At 63.6% G+C, this 16,559-nt stretch carries 12 protein-coding genes; 5 read left to right on the top strand and 7 right to left on the bottom strand.

Annotated elements, in window-relative coordinates:
- Nucleotides 1-298: 298 nt before the first annotated feature.
- Both WIX41_RS07375 and WIX41_RS07380 read left to right on the top strand, forming a co-directional pair.
- Nucleotides 299-3,307: a TonB-dependent receptor gene (locus WIX41_RS07375; RefSeq protein WP_339446449.1), complete on the top strand. Its 3,009-nt coding sequence runs from the start codon at nt 299-301 to the stop codon at nt 3,305-3,307.
- Nucleotides 3,308-3,368: 61 nt separating this feature from the next.
- A complete protein-coding gene (locus tag WIX41_RS07380) occupies nt 3,369-4,385 on the top strand; it encodes a cupin-like domain-containing protein (protein ID WP_339446450.1) in 1,017 nt (338 codons plus the stop codon).
- Between the two features lie 37 nt (nt 4,386-4,422).
- On the opposite strand, the gene aceK is transcribed toward WIX41_RS07380, so the two are convergent.
- The gene (gene aceK, locus WIX41_RS07385) at nt 4,423-6,159 is read right to left on the bottom strand and encodes a bifunctional isocitrate dehydrogenase kinase/phosphatase (protein WP_339446451.1); all 1,737 of its coding nucleotides are present in this window, start codon (nt 6,157-6,159) and stop codon (nt 4,423-4,425) included.
- 91 nt (nt 6,160-6,250) lie between these two features.
- Nucleotides 6,251-7,816 (bottom strand): MASE1 domain-containing protein, encoded by a 1,566-nt coding sequence (locus tag WIX41_RS07390; RefSeq protein WP_339446452.1) that lies wholly within the window; start codon nt 7,814-7,816, stop codon nt 6,251-6,253.
- Nucleotides 7,817-8,224: 408 nt separating this feature from the next.
- On the opposite strand from WIX41_RS07390, the gene WIX41_RS07395 reads away from it, so the two are divergent.
- Nucleotides 8,225-8,653 carry a hypothetical protein gene (locus WIX41_RS07395; RefSeq protein ID WP_339446453.1) on the top strand — a complete coding sequence of 143 codons (429 nt, stop codon included), beginning with the start codon at nt 8,225-8,227 and terminating at the stop codon, nt 8,651-8,653.
- A 168-nt stretch (nt 8,654-8,821) separates the two neighbouring features.
- Here the strand turns inward: WIX41_RS07395 and WIX41_RS07400 are convergent, their stop codons facing one another.
- Nucleotides 8,822-11,047 (bottom strand): NADP-dependent isocitrate dehydrogenase, encoded by a 2,226-nt coding sequence (locus tag WIX41_RS07400; protein ID WP_339446454.1) that lies wholly within the window; start codon nt 11,045-11,047, stop codon nt 8,822-8,824.
- 240 nt (nt 11,048-11,287) lie between these two features.
- The gene (locus WIX41_RS07405) at nt 11,288-11,869 is read right to left on the bottom strand and encodes a hypothetical protein (protein ID WP_339446455.1); all 582 of its coding nucleotides are present in this window, start codon (nt 11,867-11,869) and stop codon (nt 11,288-11,290) included.
- Nucleotides 11,870-12,559: 690 nt separating this feature from the next.
- Here WIX41_RS07405 and WIX41_RS07410 point away from each other — a divergent pair.
- A complete protein-coding gene (locus WIX41_RS07410) occupies nt 12,560-13,213 on the top strand; it encodes a hypothetical protein (RefSeq protein WP_339446456.1) in 654 nt (217 codons plus the stop codon).
- A gap of 119 nt (nt 13,214-13,332) precedes the next feature.
- Here the strand turns inward: WIX41_RS07410 and WIX41_RS07415 are convergent, their stop codons facing one another.
- Nucleotides 13,333-13,830, bottom strand: a complete 498-nt coding sequence (locus WIX41_RS07415; RefSeq protein ID WP_214904436.1) for a hypothetical protein — start codon at nt 13,828-13,830, stop codon at nt 13,333-13,335.
- A 46-nt stretch (nt 13,831-13,876) separates the two neighbouring features.
- Entirely contained in the window at nt 13,877-14,173 is a 297-nt protein-coding gene (locus WIX41_RS07420; RefSeq protein ID WP_214904439.1) for a LysM peptidoglycan-binding domain-containing protein, read from the bottom strand.
- A 142-nt stretch (nt 14,174-14,315) separates the two neighbouring features.
- Between WIX41_RS07420 and queF the strand changes: the two genes are divergently transcribed.
- Nucleotides 14,316-15,134, top strand: coding sequence for an NADPH-dependent 7-cyano-7-deazaguanine reductase QueF (gene queF, locus WIX41_RS07425; RefSeq protein ID WP_339446457.1), 819 nt, complete (start codon nt 14,316-14,318; stop codon nt 15,132-15,134).
- Nucleotides 15,135-15,158: 24 nt separating this feature from the next.
- Here the strand turns inward: queF and WIX41_RS07430 are convergent, their stop codons facing one another.
- Nucleotides 15,159-16,475: a M20 family metallopeptidase gene (locus WIX41_RS07430; protein WP_339446458.1), complete on the bottom strand. Its 1,317-nt coding sequence runs from the start codon at nt 16,473-16,475 to the stop codon at nt 15,159-15,161.
- Between the last annotated feature and the right edge of the window lie 84 nt (nt 16,476-16,559).

Below are 16,559 nucleotides of genomic sequence, written 5' to 3' on the forward strand. Positions count from 1 at the left end.
CGAAATCCCATCCTGCGCAGTTTCGTTCTGCACTGCACAACGGCGCGCCCTGACTGAATCGGGCGCGCCACGTCACGGTAAAACCGGGTGAAAAGGCCTGCGTTGCAGCGTTTAGCGGCTGTACAGCACCCTGCTTCAGGACATGAAGAGACACCTGTGGGTACACAACGAAACAGGCGCCACATGGCAGTTTGTTGACAACGCTGTCAGGCGTGGGCCCAATCCGGCCACATCGTTGTTGAATCGCGCCAGACACCGTAGAACTGCCATTACCGATTTCCCTGGGGAGGGAGCTTCCATGAAGACGTACAAGGCCGTACCCCGCAAGGCAATGCTCACTTCCGCCCTGCTCGCCGTGTTGGCCGGGCCGGCATGGGCGCAGGACACCACCCGCGATGGCGCTGCGTCGTCGTCCGAAGGTCTCGACCCGACTACGCTCGATACGGTGCAGGTCACCGGTATCCGTGGCAGCCTCACCTCGTCGATGAACCTCAAGCGCGACAGTCAGGGCGTGGTCGATGGCATCGTGGCCGAGGACATCGGCAAGTTCCCCGATACCAACCTTGCCGAATCGCTGCAGCGCATCAGCGGCGTGTCGATCGACCGCACCGCCAGCGGTGAAGGCTCCAAGGTGACCGTGCGCGGCATCGGCCCGGACTTCAACCTGGTGCTGCTCAACGGCCGCCAGATGCCCGCGTCCAACCTGGGCAACGGCGGCGCCGGTCTGTCCAGCTCACGCTCGTTCGATTTCGCCAACATCGCATCGGAATCGATCTCGGCTGTCGAAGTGTTCAAGACCACCCGCGCCGACAACCCGACCGGTGGCATCGGTGCCACGATCAACGTCAAGACCCTGCGCCCGCTGGAATCGGAGCCCGTGGTCAGCGTCGGCCTGAAGGCGGTCAGCGACACCTCCAACGACAACCTGCCGCGCACCCTCCAGGGCTCGAAGTACACCGGTGAAATCTCGGGCATCTTCAGCGACAAGACCGACGATGGGCGCTTCGGTTACATGCTCAGCGGCAGCTACCAGGAGCGTGATTCCGGCTTCAACCAGGCCACGGTTGCCGAGGGCTGGGCCACGCTCGAGGGCGACGACACCACCGACTGGCGCGCGCTGCCGCAGCCAGGCCAGGGCTATGCCGACCGCATCCAGAATCGTCCGGGGGCCAACGATGTGTACGGGCGCCCGCAGAACACCGCCTACAACGTCAACGGCGTGCAGCGCCAGCGCACCAACGCCCAGGCCACCCTGCAGTGGAAGCCGGTCGACAACGTGACCACCACGCTGGACTACACCTATGTCGAGAACAAGGTGCAGCAGCAGCGCAGCGAGCTTTCGGTATGGTTCAACTACGGCCCCGGCGACAGCATCTGGACCAACGGCCCGGTCGCTGCGCCGATCATCTACAGCGAGGACATGACCAACTCGGACGTGTCGATGGGCGGCGCACGGCTGGCCACCAAGAACGAGATGGACTCGCTGGGCTTCAACGTGGAATGGGAAGTCAACGATGCATTGACCCTGTCCTTCGACGCGCATAATTCCAGCGCCGAATCCCAGCCGGACAGCAAGTACGGTTCGGCCGGCGTGCTTGGCGTGGCCGCCTTCGTGCGTGGCAAGACCACCGTGGACTACAGCGGCGACCTGCCGATCATCAACATCGCCCTGCCGCCGGGTGGCGTGCAGGCCGCCGATGCCCTGGTTACCGGCTCGGTGTTCCAGAACAGCTACAACAAGTCCGAGGTGGACCAGTACCAGGGCCGCGGCACATTCAAGTTCGCCGACTATTCCGCGCTGGACTTCGGCGTGGGCTATACCGACGTGAAGAACCGTTCGGCCTCGGCGATCATGCAGCGCGACAGCTGGGGCGGCGTGGGCACGCCCGCCGATTACGATGACAGCATCTGGTACGCCGACGACATGGCCAAGTACTTCGATGCCTTCTCCGGGCACAACGATCCGCGCATGACCGGCCAGTTCCTGGTGTTCGACTACGACCGCCTGATCGCGCGCGCGGCCCAGGTCGGCAGTGCCGGCAGCCCGGCCTGCCCGACCTGCTACTTCGCGCCCACCGAATACTCCGAAGACATCCGCACCAACGAAAAGTCCAAGAGCGCCTTCCTGCAGTACCGCACCACGTTCGACTGGTCGATGCCGCTGAACGTGGCGGTAGGCGTGCGCTATGAACAGACCGACGTGGATTCCACGGCGATGGTGCGGGTGCCCAACGGCATCAGCTGGAGCTCGGCCAACGAACTCAACATCGATTACGCCAGCGAGAGCGGCTTCATCAGCGATAGCGGCAAGTACGATTACGTGCTGCCCAACCTGGACCTGAAACTGGACCTCAGCGATACGCTGGCACTGCGCGGCAGCTACAGCCGCAGCCTGGGCCGCCCGGGCTGGACCCAGATCCAGAGCGGGCAGACCCTGGCGGGCATCGTGCGCACGCAGGGCGGCACCGGCTCGCGCGGCAACCCGGCGCTGGAACCGCTGCTGTCGGACAACTTCGACCTGTCGCTGGAGTGGTACTACGGCGAATCCAGCTACGCCTCGGTCGGCTTCTTCCGCAAGAACATCAAGAACTTCATCAGCGACACCATCGTGCGCGAGAACACCGGCAACCTGCATACCCCGGTGGGCGGCGCCTACTGGAACGCGGCGCTGGCGGACGGCTGCGGGGTGAGCGACATGCCCTGCATCCGCGATTACATCTTCACCAACTTCAACGGCCAGCCCGGCGTGACCGCCACCGGCACCAACTCGGCCGGGCAGCTCACCGGCACCATCGTCGGCCAGCCCGGCGACCCGGTGGCCGGGTTCGACATCACCCTGCCGGCCAACCAGCGTTCGGACCATCTCGATGGCTGGGAAATCGCGGTGCAGCACCTGTTCGGGCAATCCGGCTTCGGCGTGGCGGCCAACTACACCAAGGTCAAGTCGGGGCTGACCTTCGATGACCTGAGCCTGGGCGACCAGTACCCGATGGTGGGCCTGAGCGATTCGGCCAACCTGGTGCTGTTCTACGACAAGAACAGCTGGCAGATCCGTGCGGCCTACAACTGGCGCGAGAAGTTCCTCAACGGCATCGGCGGCCAGGGGCCCAACCCGAACTACACCGATGATTACGGCCAGCTCGACCTCAACATCAGCTACGCGGTCAGCGACCAGCTGTCGCTGAGCCTGGAGGCGATCAACCTCACCGACGAGACCATGCGCACGTACTCGCGCCATACCAACATGCTGCGCTACGCCACCCAGACCGGCCCGCGCTACATGTTTGGCGTTCGCTACAAGTTCTGAGCAGCAGCGGTGTGGCGGGTCTACACTCGCCACACCGCCACCGCCCGCAAGCGACCCTGCCATGCCTGCAACGCCCGGCCCGATCGACGAAGTGCGCGACCTCGACCGCCACCGGCTGGCGCAGGTCCTGCCCACCTGGACCACGCCCAAGGTGATCCGCGGGCTGGTGGCGGACTGGCCAATGGTCAGCGCCGCGCGCGACTCGGCCGACGCCGCAGTCGCCCATCTCAAGCGGTACGACCACGGCACGATGCCGGTGACGGCCACCACCGCGCCCCCCGAAGCGCAAGGCCGGATCTTCTACAACGCGGACATGAGCGGCTTCAATTTCCGCCGCGAGCAGATTGCGTTGAAGGTGGTGCTGGACACGCTGCTCAAGTACCGCAGCACCCCTGCCCCGCCCACCATCTATGTTGCCTCCACCACCCTGGACAGCTTCCTGCCCGGCTTCGGCCAGGACAACCCGCTGGCACTGGGGGTGGACGAGCCGCTGGCCAGCATCTGGATCGGCAACAGATCGCGTATTGCCGCCCACCACGACGTACCGGACAACCTGGCCTGCGTGGCGGCCGGCCGCCGCCGGGTCACCCTGTTTCCGCCCGATCAGATCGGCAACCTGTATGTGGGGCCGCTGGACTTCACCCCGGCCGGCCAGGCGGTGAGCCTGGTGGACTTCGCCGCGCCGGACCTGGACCGCTTTCCACGCTTTGCCCGCGCCATGGCCAGCGCGCAGGTGGCCGAACTGGGCCCGGGCGATGCGGTGTTCATTCCTTCGCTGTGGTGGCACCACATGGAGGGGCTGGACGATTTCAACGTGCTGGTGAACTACTGGTGGCGGCCGGTGCCGGCCTGGATGGACGCGCCGATGAACGCGTTGATGCTCTCGCTGCTGGCGCTGCGTGGGTTGCCACCGGCGCAACGGGCCCACTGGCGCGCACTGTTCGATCATTACGTGTTTACTGCCGGTGGCGATACCACCGCGCATATCCCCGAGCTGGCACGCGGGGTACTGGGTCAGCTCGATGCGGCCACCGCCGCCACTATCCGCAGCGTGCTGCGCAAGCGGCTGGACCGCTGAGTCTGGCGTTACCCGGAGGTCGGCAGGCGGAAGGGAATCAAGCCAGCCGGTGGCTGGCTGCGTAAGGCGGCGTATCGGGATAGTCGCCCGCGGCGAAACGCGCCTGCAGCTTTTGCCACCACTGCGGATCGAACAGGTGCCCATGGTGCTCGCGCACGCCGGCAAGCTCGTCGGCCGGCAACCCCATGAACGGGGCGAAGCGCTCAGGGAACACGTCACGCGGGCCCACATGGAACCACGGCTCGTCTGCCATGGCTTCGTCAGCGTTGCGTGGTTGCGGCCAGGCCCTGAACACGCAATCGCTCACCAGGCACAGCTCGTCATAGTCATAGAACACCACGCGCCCATGCCGCGAGACGCCGAAGTTCTTGGGCAGCATGTCGCCCGGGAAAATGTTGTTGCGCGCCATGTCGGTGATCGCCTGCGCGTAGTCCAGCGCCGCTGCGCGCCGCGCGTCGGCGGTCTGCTCGCGCAGGTACAGGTTGAGCGGGCGGAAGCGACGTTGCACGTAACACAGCGCGATCACCAGGCTGTCGCCCTCTTCACGCACGCTGGCTGCGCACTGGGTCAGCAGCTCCTCGCGCAGCGCCGGTGAGAAACGCGTCTTCGGAAAGCGCAGATGGCGGTACGGCTGCGCGTCGAGCAGGCGGCCGACGCGGTCCAGGTTGAACACCAGCGCGTACTTCTCTTCCACCTGGTGCCGGGTCATGGTCTTGGGCCAGGCGAAGCGGTCGCGGATCAGCTTGAACACCAGCGGGTAGCTGGGCAGGGTGAACACCGCCATGACCATGCCGGGAGTGCCATCGGCGTGCACCAGCTGCTCATCGGAATGGTCCTGGAAATGCCGGAAGAAGGTGCGGTAGCGCTCGGTCTTGCCCTGTTTGGCACGGCCCAGCACGGTGTAGATCTCATCGATGGGCTTGGCCGGCAGCAGGCTGCGCAGGAACACCACCGCATCGCCCACCGTGGCCAGGTCGGCCTGGAAGTAGCTGCGTGATACGCCGAACAGGTGCGCCACGTCGCGACGCCGGGTCAGTACGGCCTCGGCACGCAGGCCGTTATCGTCGTTGACCAGCGCGATCACGCAGGGCGAGAAGCGGTGTTCGCCAAACACCCGGCCCACCAGATACGCGCGGCGCTCACGGTAGAACACGGTGTCGAGCAGCTCGATGCTGCGCACCGGCTGGGCACCCCAGTGCTGCAGGTCGTCCTGCAGGCGCACGGCAATGGCTGCCGCACAGCGCAGCTGGTGGGCGTAGGGCACGCCGAAGCGGTAATCACCCAGCACCCGCATGAACGCCTCGGCCGGCCGCGTGGCCGACAACGCGTAGGTATGCCGCGCCACCGGATGGGTGATGGCGTCGGACGGCTCCGCGTCCAGCGCCATGAACTCCACCTCCGCGTCCACGCCTTCGGTGGCGAACAGGCGCCGGGCCAGGGTGTTGTAGAAGGTCTTGTACAGCTCGGCGTCGATCAGCCCGGCAACGAGCCCCGCGTAGGCCGTCCGGATCTGCAGCCACAGGCTGCGCTCACCAACGGCTTCGCCTGCGGCACGCCGCAACACATCCACGGTTTCAGCAATGCAGCGGTCATACAGCCCGATGCGTTCCACCGCGTCCTGGCGCGCACCGGTCCAGTCGCGGGTCTCGAAGCGCACCCGCGCGCGGCGGGTCACCCCGGCAAAACGCGCGTGGTAGTCCTCGAAGCCATCACGGATCAGCGCGGCAAGGCGCGCGGCCAGCGCATCGTCATCGGGGGATTCGGCAACAGCCATGCAGCGCGACCGGAAGGACCGACCCTCACCATAGTGGTGCCGGCCCATGGCCGGCAAGCCCGCCACACCATGGCGACCGCCCAAGCCTTCATCACGCAGCGGATTGCACGCCCATATCGCCCGTTGATCCAGCGGAGGCCTCGATGAGCAGGATCCGCACGCGGTTACGACGGCACTGCACGGTACCCCCGTAGGCCAAGGTACGCCCGGTCAGCCGCTCGACCGCCAGTCTCATGGTTGACTCAGACAGGTGCGCACCGGAATCGAGGAGCGCAACACTGGCCACCATGCCTCGATACCCACCCATGCGGCCGCAGCGCGCCCGGATCTTGATCTGCCCCGCCTCATGCTTGAGCAGCAGGGAGGTAGCCTCCACCAGCGTGCGGTACGCGGCCAGCTGCAGCCCCATGCTGAACGTGCAGGGATCCCCCACCAGGCGGGGATCCGCAACGCGATTTGTCTGGTTCCACGCTTCGTTGATTCCTCCAATCTGCAGGGCGAGATAGAGACCGACGTGTTCCAGCGAAGTCGGATACACCATGCTTGTCTCACCTCGAAACTGCCTTGAGTTCGACACCGAGATGCGCAACAGACTCTTGGCGAGGCCGGGATTGCCACTCTCTTCCAGAACCTGCGCAATCTGGCTGAGTGTCTGGTCCAGACCGTCTCCCAGCGTGCGCATGCTCAGGGCTCGTTCGCGGAGGTCCATTTCGCTTGCCATGTGCGACGATCGGACGTGCTTTATCGCCATGTCTTTGGCGATATCGCCTTTACGATGCTGGTGGTAGTGATGTGTGATACGCGAGCCGAGCGCAAGCAGCGCTATCCCGGCGACCGCCATGATCTGCTGGGTGACAAAGGTATCGTGATCGAAGGAGAGGCGCGTCGGCGCAGGCGTCGTGAGGCCTATCATCAAGTTGAGGATGGGCAATCCAACTGCCGCACCCCTCCATCCGTGCATGCACGTCATGGCGATTACAGGTATGGCCATGGAGAGCTGCAAACTTGTCCTGGCACCAGACCAATCCAAATTGAGCAGAGCCGCCGCCAGACCCAGCGCGAGCATAACCATTATCGCCACTACCGATGGCCACAGGTGGACAAGGCTCCATACCACTCTAGCGCCGCGACGCAACCATAGCATCGCCAAAGGCGCGACTGTCAGTATTCCAAGAAAATCACCCAACGCGTAGCGCACGGCGCGAGTGAGAAATGGCACTGGATGTGGCATCGGCCATAGTGCGTGCGACATGGCAACATTCAGCACCGTAACTACGATGGCGGATACTGCAGCGACCGACAGAATCCATACATCGATTCTCTCTGCAAGGCGTCGCCGATGAAGATGCATAACCATCGCCGTAGCGGGCATCAAGAAGGCCGATGCAGCGACCACCCACGCGAGCCCGTACTTCTCGACCAAAGGGTAGCGCATTTGCGAAAAGTACGCGTACTCCCCGAGAATCAGATAGGCCCATAGTCTTGGCGGGCAGACAAGCAACGCAGCTATACGCACGCCTGCTGGAAGATAAAACTGGTCCAGCGACAACTTGCGAGCCCCCCAGCAGGCCAGGGCATACACAACCGCAAGTGCAAGCCCCTCGGGACGAATGCGAAAATCAACCCTGACACCCTCCTTCCACCATTCCCGTTGCACGCGCTACTCCTCCTTCCAAGCCCACTTCGTATTGATGCGGGCACTTGGCGACGGAACGTTAGCGATGGATTCAACCTCCTGCAATCACCTCGATGGACTTTTCCCCTCGCAGCAGATGAGCGATCTCGGATCGATGTTGATTGCCGTCACATCAGGATGCTGATGGAGGCCTCGGTTAGCCTACTGAGTGGGGGCGGACGTCTCAGTTTTCCTGAATCATCAGCGTCAAACCATGCTCAAACTGGCACTCCACTTTCGTCAAAGTCCTAAAACCGCGGTTCGGCGCAAACTACTCACCTTATCGATTCCGGCGCGACTTCTCGTCACCGCAGTCTCAGAGATTGTTCAATGATTGGAGCCGTGGCAGCAAATAGCATAGATAGCCCCCTCCTTCGCAATGAGGCTTTCGTGCGTTCGTCTTCTGTTTGGCCAGCCATCATCGCCGCTGCGCTTTCCATGCTTCCCGCTGTCACCTTCGCCCAATGGGATGATCATGGTAAGGAACAAGCCAAGCGTGGCCTGGGACAAGCGTTCCCTGACGTACATAACCAGAGCCTCCATCCGGTTTGGCACCTGTACGAGTTCGAGCGCGACGGAATCTCGTACTACCAGGTCAATGACATGGCTGGTCGCCTGCATCTGATCGTTGCCAAGGCAGGCGACGCGTTCTGGTCACTCCCCGCTGGAGAGTCTGGTGCCAGGATCTCATTGCCCGCTTGGCCACAGCTCCCGCACCCAACCTCGGTACCCATTGAGGTATACAGAGATTCGGAGTTCGCGTTGATCTTGCATGACGACAGCAACGACGCCATGTGGTCAATTGAGCTGATCCGCTGAATCGCCTGAAGATCGATACAGCATGACGGCGCTGCCCGCGATCACTTGCTGACAAGAATACTGTCAACCACTGCACCTGACGGACACCACGTACTTTCGGTACAGAACAAAAAACCCGCGCCGAAGCGCGGGTTTCTCGTCGATCACCGCAGGGGTGGAATCGAACGCTTACAACGCAGCCAATGCCGTGTTGAAGGTGCTGCTCGGGCGCATCGCCTTGCTGGCCTTGGCCACGTCCGGGCGGTAGTAGCCGCCGATGTCCACCGGCTTGCCCTGCACGGCAGCGAGCTCAGCGACAATGGCCTGCTCATTGTCCGCCAGCGCCTTGGCCAGCGGGGCGAAGCGTGCCTTCAGTGCGGCATCGTCGTCCTGCGCGGCCAGGGCCTGGGCCCAGTACAGCGCGATGTAGAAGTGGCTGCCACGGTTGTCGATGCCACCGAGCTTGCGCGAGGGCGACTTGTCGTTGTCCAGGAACTGGCCGTTGGCCTGGTCCAAGGTCTTGGCCAGCACGCTGGCACCGGCGTTGTTGTAACGGTTGCCAAGGTGCTCCAGCGAGGCGGCCAGGGCCAGGAATTCACCCAGCGAATCCCAGCGCAGGTAATCCTCTTCCACGAACTGCTGCACGTGCTTGGGCGCCGAACCACCGGCGCCGGTTTCGAACAGGCCACCGCCGGCCATCAACGGCACGACGGAGAGCATCTTGGCGCTGGTGCCCAGTTCCATGATCGGGAACAGGTCGGTGAGGTAATCGCGCAGCACGTTGCCGGTGACCGAGATGGTGTCCTCGCCCTTGCGGATGCGGTCCAGCGAGAACGCGGTGGCGTCCACCGGGGCCAGGATGCGGATGTCCAGGCCGTTGGTGTCGTGGTCCTTGAGGTAGGTTTCAACCTTGGCGATGACCTGCGCATCGTGTGCGCGCGCAGCGTCCAGCCAGAACACCGCCGGGGTGCCGCTCAGGCGGGCGCGGTTGACGGCCAGCTTGACCCAGTCCTGGATCGGGGCGTCCTTGGTCTGGCACATACGCCAGATGTCGCCGGTCTGCACGGCGTGTTCGAACACCACGGTGCCGGCATCGTCGGTGACGCGCACGGTGCCATCAGCCGGAATCTGGAAGGTCTTGTCGTGCGAGCCGTATTCTTCCGCCTTCTGTGCCATCAGGCCGACGTTCGGCACCGAACCCATGGTGGCCGGGTCGAACGCGCCGTGGGCGATGCAGTCGTCGATCACGGCCTGGTACACCCCGGCGTAGCAGCGGTCGGGGATGACGGCCTTGGTGTCCTGCAGCTTGCCGTCGGCATTCCACATGCCGCCGGAGTCGCGGATCATCGCCGGCATCGAGGCGTCGACAATGACGTCGCTGGGCACGTGCAGGTTGGTGATGCCCTTGTCGGAATTGACCATGGCCAGGCCCGGACGCTTGCCGTACTCGGCAGCCAGGTCGGCCTTGATGGCTTCCTGGGTGGCTTCAGGCAGCTGCGGCAGGCGCGCATACAGGTCACCGATGCCGTTGTTGGGATCGAAGCCGGCCTGCTTGAGCACATCAGCGTGCTTGGCCAGCACATCCTTGTAGAACGCTTCGACAGCCACGCCGAACATGATGGGGTCGGAGACCTTCATCATGGTGGCCTTCAGGTGCAGCGAGAACAGCACGCCCCTGGCCTTGGCATCGGCGATCTGCGCCTGCACGAAGGCGGCCAGCGCGCTGCGGCTCATCACGGCGGCATCGACGATCTCACCGGCCTTGACGGCGGTCTTTTCCTTCAGCACCACGGTCTTGCCGTCGGCCTGCTGCAGTTCGATCTTCAGGTTGCCGGCGGCGGCCAGGGTGGTCGACTTTTCGCTGCCGTAGAAATCGCCGCCATCCATGTGCGAAACGTGCGACTTGGATTCGTTCGACCACTTGCCCATGCGGTGTGGGTGCTTGCGGGCGTAGTTCTTGACCGACAGCGGGGCACGGCGGTCGGAATTGCCTTCGCGCAACACCGGGTTCACCGCGCTGCCCTTGACCTTGTCATAGCGCGCCTTGATGTCGCGCGAGACGTCGTCGGTGGGCACGTCCGGGTAGTTCGGCAGGGCGTAGCCCTGGTCCTGCAGTTCCTTGATGGCAGCCTTGAGCTGCGGCACCGAAGCGCTGATGTTGGGCAGCTTGATGATGTTGGCATCCGGGGTGGTCGCCAGCTGGCCCAGTTCGGCCAGGTGGTCGGCTTCCTTCTGCTCGTCCTTCAGGAAATCCGGGAACAGCGCCAGGATGCGGCCGGACAGCGAGATGTCACGGGTTTCGACGGAGATGCCGGCGGTGGCGGTGTAGGCCTCGACGATCGGCAGCAGCGACTGGGTGGCCAGGAACGGAGCTTCATCGGTAAGCGTGTAAAGAATCTTGGGCGTGTTCGACATGGGGGACTGAGGCTCTCTTGCGGATCGGAGTGATCGCCGATGGCGATGCCGGGTAACCCCCGCATTGTCGCGGTTTCAGACCCGGGGAGCAAAGCCGGTCCATACGCGGCGGTATTGGGACGGAGCGGCGGCTCCACCCGCCGGTCGGAATTCCACCACGCACTGGAAAAGACGCAGCCTCGCGGCTGCGTCCATCTTGAGCCCGCACCCCACACCTGTACGCGGTTGGCAAGACCTACCTCACCTTGGAATCTTCCGCATCCCAGCCGCACTGTCATCTTCCGCCGACCCGACGACCCACGCTGCAAGCTGTTGACCCCAATCCGAGCGGCGGGGACACGCCAATATCTGATCGCTTCGCGTTTGCTTGAAACGACAGACGCGGAATCCCCCCAGAACCGCAGCCAGCGTCTTCTTGTCCATTGGACTATTCGTCTCGCCGATGAGATGGAGAGACATGTCGCCCGCTCGCGGAGAATCCACGAACACGACATATCGAGAGCGCGCGCCCAGATGTTCGATGAATCCACGAAGTCGATAGCCATTAGCCGACAATTCCAGCGATTTTGCGGGGGCGGATGTGACGCGCTGAGGTGCGTCGCCCTCATACACCGTCAATACGCTCTGCTCTTCGCGCATGAACGTGTGCAGACTAAAATCTGCCGGAACCGTATGTATCACCGATATGTCGTTTGGAATTCGAAAGCAAGCGCCGTAGAGGAAGTGATCACAGCCATACCCCCACAAGCCCTGGTCCTGAGCCGATGCGCTGATGGGAAGCAAGAACAGCAGCCAAGCCGACTTCCGGACGAGACGCATCATTTCACTTCTCCTGGCGTTGGACGTTGGATCTGGAATCAATCATGCCGTTGATAACATCATCGTCCACGCGCCCGGGGACCTTGTTCATGATGCCATCACCGCGAGATGGATCTGGCAGACCCGTACTTTGTCATACAGATCGTCTACGCCAGCGAGATGAAGCATTTCATGTTTTACGACACCGCGATCAAAGTGGTCTTGAACGTTGATCTCGCTCTTCTTCCCTCCCAATTCGGCAAAACTCCTTCCGGTTCTGTGAGAGGTTGCTCCTTCCACCAGCGGCAACCGACTTGTCGGCGGCGGTAGGACTGGATGTCGGCTGGACTGGCCGCCCTGCGTCGCGTCAATACTCCTCCTGTGGCGCTCTGTCCACGAAGCTGGAGAAGGGGATGAAGTCACGCGTCGTCAGCAGGCTACTGGTTGGAACCGGGTTGGCACTTGGCTCTGGGGAGGCGGCAGCATCTTCAACGATCGTGTACAAAGGGGACCGATACTTTTGCCAGACCCTCTGCCAGGTTGCCGTGTCAGGTGGTCGGTCGTGGGTGGTTGATGGATTCGGCGGTTGGGTCAAGGGACCAGCAACCAGACCGCCCACGCCGACGTACCCTCCTGGCTACTGTGAAGACCACGGCTGCCTGGGGAACTGATGTGGGCAACAGATCGAGATCTATCGCCGTCGGCAGCCGCAGGATGGTCCCACGCGCCATTCCCGTCGCGCTCCTTGTCCTTCTGACACAGAACATTGGCTGCACGCGCGAGAATACGGCCATCTCAAGCGACGCAGCCGACCACACCGCGCCGCCCAAAGAGTTGATTACTGGAGTCGCTCAACAGACCTCACAGAACGAAGGCACTGAAAGGTTCGACATCACACCGGCGACAGAGGCTAACAGCCTTCGAACCAGGGAATCAGCCCCTTCAATCCACCTTGTTGCAGAATCCAAGTTCATCGAGTACAGCGGACTATCACGCGCCCACGCCGAAGAGGTTCTCGGGTCAAGCGCCGGATTTTCACGTGCGTTGGATGAGATGAGCTCCGAGGCGGCCAAGATCATGGAGGCCCAGGATCTTGCAGATCACTATCGCAGTGCTTTGACGCAGGCAGTCGGCACTGATGGCGCAGTTGCGAGCCTCTCCTGCGGCCTGAGTATGTGCATGGGATCGGTGCACACGCGACTGGGTGTTGATAACGATCAATGGGCGCAGCGGTTTCTCGATGCACCTTCGACCCGCGTTTTCGGACACTTGGCCGCGGTGGAGAAGATCGGCGATCTCAATGAGAGTCGCTTCATCTTCTCAACGGATCCCGACATTCCGGGAATCTTTGTACCGCTTGATGATTGAGGCTGCCGTGTCGGCATTGGTGTGTCGTTGAACCAACTGAAGGCAGCTTCGTTCAAAAAAAGACGCAGCCTCGCGGCTGCGTCCATCGTGAGCCCGTGCCGGGAGAGAGTCGGCGGGACTTACTTGACCTCAAACTCCTGCGGCGTTCCTGCCGCCTGACCATCTACAGTGACTTCGGCGCGGTACTTGCCCACCGGCCAGCCATTGGCATTTTCGAAAGTGACGTTGGTGGTGTCGGCGCCAGTGGTGTTCAGGGCCTGGGTCTTCTCACCAGCCACCTGACCATCCTGATAGGTCAACCTGACGCCGGTGTTGACGTTGTTGGCGGTGCCGTCGGTGCGGAAGGAAACGATGATGATGTCCTTTGGCCCGAACAGCGCCACCGGGGCAACCGACTTGTCGGCGGCGGCGGTCTTGCCCACCGTCACGGCGGAAACGCTCACCGGGGCAGCAGCGGTCATCGGCTGCGGCGCGGCTGGTTCTGCCGGCGCCGTCGCAACCGGGGTAGCCGGCTGGGCGTTGTTGTCGGCGGTGTCTTCCTTCTTCTTGCAGCCAGCCAAGGCCACGGTGGCCAGCAGGGCGGCAAGTACGGCGGTACTGATGGACGTCTTCTTCATGGAATTCCTCCGTGGGAATCGAAAGTGGACTGCAGGCGGAGCGGGCTTATTCCTTCGGCGGCAATTTCAGCGTCTGGCCGGGGAAAATCTTGTCGGGATCCTTCAGCACGTCGCTGTTGGCCTCGAAAATCTTCTTCCAGGCGTTGGCATCGCCCAGCTCGTTCTTGGCGATCTTCGACAACGAATCACCCGCCTTTACGGTGTAGGTGCTACCCCCCACCTTTTCGGCAGTGGTATCCACCGAAGCGGTCACGCCGGAGAAATCAGCCTTTTCCACCTTCTGCGCGGTGGTATCCACGCTGGAGGTGACACCGGAAAAATCGGCTTTCTTGTCGGTACTCATCCACACACTCCCGTCTTGAATAGGACGACTTGGATGGCAAGGTGTCACAGGCCTTGTTAATGGGGCATGGCGCAGGCGTGAAGGCGTCGGGAGGTTTTCTGAACAGGCGACCGGGAGCCTTGGGCCACGGTAAAATGGCGGCATGAATACCCCCCAGGACTCCAGCCTCGGTCGCGAGGTTGCTTACCCCTCCCAGTACGACCCCACCCTGCTCTTCCCGATCCCCCGTCGCGCCGCGCGCGAGGAGATCGGCGTGGACGAGGCCAATCTGCCGTTCGTCGGCCATGACCGCTGGCATGCCTACGAGCTGAGCTGGCTGGACCGGCGCGGCAAGCCGCGCGTGGCCGTGGCCACCATCAGTGTGCCGTGCACCTCGCCGAACCTGATCGAATCCAAGTCGTTCAAGCTCTACCTCAACTCGCTCAACAGCACCCGCTTCGATGATGACGAGCAGGCGCGCCAGCGCATTGCCGGCGATCTGTCGACCTGTGCCGGGGCGGTGGTGAGCGTGGTGTTCGGGGTGCCGTTGCTGGTGGAAGCGGCCGAGGGCGAATCGCTGGATGGATTGGACGTGGCGATCGAGCGCTACGGTCCGCCCGCGCCGGAGTACCTGTCGGCCACTGCTGGCCAGGTGGTGACCGAGACGCTGGGTTCGGCACTGCTCAAGTCCAACTGCCCGGTCACCGGCCAGCCGGACTGGGCCAGCGTGAGCGTGCGCTACCGCGGCCCGCGCATCGACCGCGAGGGGCTGCTGCGTTACCTGGTGAGCTACCGCGAGCACGCCGAGTTCCACGAACAGTGCGTGGAGCGCATCTTCAATGAGATCACCCTGCGCTGCCAGCCGGAGTGGCTGGAAGTGGAAGCGCGCTACACCCGGCGTGGTGGATTGGACATCAACCCGTGGCGGGCCAGCGCCGGCATCGAGCAGCCGGCGCGGACCGTGCGGGACCTGCGCCAGTAGCGCACGACCGTTGGTCGTGCGACCTCAGCCCGGCTTCGGGCTGTTGAGGAAATCCAGGCTCACCTGCAACAACGCCCGCAGGCCCACATCCAACGCCTTCTCATCCAGCAGGAACTTCGGCGAGTGGTTGGCCGGCGCCGTCGCCGGATCGATCCCTTCGCTGGTGGAACCCACGAAGAAGAACATGCCCGGCACCTGCTGGGCATACAGCGAGAAGTCTTCGGCGCCCATCTGCAGCGGCGGCTCGTAGACGTTGGCCTCACCCACTACGGCCTGCAGGCTGGGCAGCATGCGCGCGGTCAGGGCCGGGTCGTTGACCGTGGCCGGGTTGCCTTCGGCTTCGTAGATCTCGGTCTGCGCCTTGGCGCCATGCGCGGCAGCGGTGTGTTCGGCCACGTTGCGCAGGTCGGCGAAGATCTGCTGGCGCATGCCTTCGTCGAAGGTGCGGATGGTGCCCACCATCTCCACTTCGTCCGGGATGATGTTGTAGCGGATACCGCCCTTGATGGCGCCGAAGGACACCACCGCCGGCTGCCTGGAGATGTTGGAACGGCGGCTGACGATGGTCTGCGCGGTGCCCACCAGATCGGCGGTGGCCACGATCGGGTCGACCCCGTTCCAAGGCGCCGAGCCGTGAGTCTGGCGGCCGATCACTTTGATCCCGAATCGGTCCGAAGCAGCCATCAGCGGGCCGCCGCGTACCGCGATCTGCCCGGCCTGGACGCTGGAGAACACGTGCAGGCCAAATACCGCATCGGGCTTGAAGTCGGCGAACAGGCCTTCCTTGAGCATCAACGCTGCACCCCCTTCTTCAGGCGACGGGGCGCCCTCTTCGGCGGGCTGGAAGATCAGCATCACTTCGCCGGGCAGGTTGTCGCGCATCTTCACCAGCGCGTCGGCCACGCCCAGCAGGGTGGCGGTGTGGGCATCATGGCCACAGGCGTGCATCACACCGACCGGCTCGCCGCGATAGGTGCTGGTGGCCTTGGAAGCGAACGGCAGGCCGGTCTGTTCGGTCACCGGCAGCGCGTCCATGTCCGCGCGCAGGGCGATGCGCGGGCCGGGCTTGCCGCCCTTGATGATGGCCACCACGCCGTGGTGGGCGATGCCGGTCCGGGGCTTGAGGCCCATTGCGCGCAGCTGTTCGGCGACCTTGGCCGAGGTGCGTTCTTCGCGGTTGGACAGCTCCGGGTGCTGGTGGAAGTCGCGGCGCCACTGCACCACCTGGGCCTGCAGGCGGGCGGCGGCGGCGGTGACTTCCGGGCGTTCTGCCGGGGCGGTGGCAGCCAGCGCGGGCGAGGCAAGCAGCAGGGCGGACAGCAGCAGCGTGAGGCGGGGCATTCGGGTCTCCACGGGGATCTGGGTGCTTTGAACCTGAATGTAGGGCATCACGGTGGTTTGCGCTGTAACTTTCGGCGCCCCTGG

The sequence above is a fragment of the Stenotrophomonas sp. AB1(2024) genome, assembly GCF_037482345.1.
Taxonomy (GTDB): Bacteria; Pseudomonadota; Gammaproteobacteria; order Xanthomonadales; family Xanthomonadaceae; genus Stenotrophomonas.

Excerpts from the sequence above, each read along its gene's own strand:
- WIX41_RS07405 (WP_339446455.1), bottom strand. The coding sequence starts at position 11,869 with ATGATGCGTCTCGTCCGGAAGTCGGCTTGGCTGCTGTTCTTGCTTCCC.
- WIX41_RS07410 (WP_339446456.1), top strand. The coding sequence starts at position 12,560 with ATGGTCCCACGCGCCATTCCCGTCGCGCTCCTTGTCCTTCTGACACAG.
- queF (WP_339446457.1), top strand. The coding sequence starts at position 14,316 with ATGAATACCCCCCAGGACTCCAGCCTCGGTCGCGAGGTTGCTTACCCC.
- aceK (WP_339446451.1), bottom strand. The coding sequence starts at position 6,159 with ATGGCTGTTGCCGAATCCCCCGATGACGATGCGCTGGCCGCGCGCCTT.
- WIX41_RS07415 (WP_214904436.1), bottom strand. The coding sequence starts at position 13,830 with ATGAAGAAGACGTCCATCAGTACCGCCGTACTTGCCGCCCTGCTGGCC.
- WIX41_RS07400 (WP_339446454.1), bottom strand. The coding sequence starts at position 11,047 with ATGTCGAACACGCCCAAGATTCTTTACACGCTTACCGATGAAGCTCCG.
- WIX41_RS07430 (WP_339446458.1), bottom strand. The coding sequence starts at position 16,475 with ATGCCCCGCCTCACGCTGCTGCTGTCCGCCCTGCTGCTTGCCTCGCCC.
- WIX41_RS07380 (WP_339446450.1), top strand. The coding sequence starts at position 3,369 with ATGCCTGCAACGCCCGGCCCGATCGACGAAGTGCGCGACCTCGACCGC.
- WIX41_RS07375 (WP_339446449.1), top strand. The coding sequence starts at position 299 with ATGAAGACGTACAAGGCCGTACCCCGCAAGGCAATGCTCACTTCCGCC.
- WIX41_RS07420 (WP_214904439.1), bottom strand. The coding sequence starts at position 14,173 with ATGAGTACCGACAAGAAAGCCGATTTTTCCGGTGTCACCTCCAGCGTG.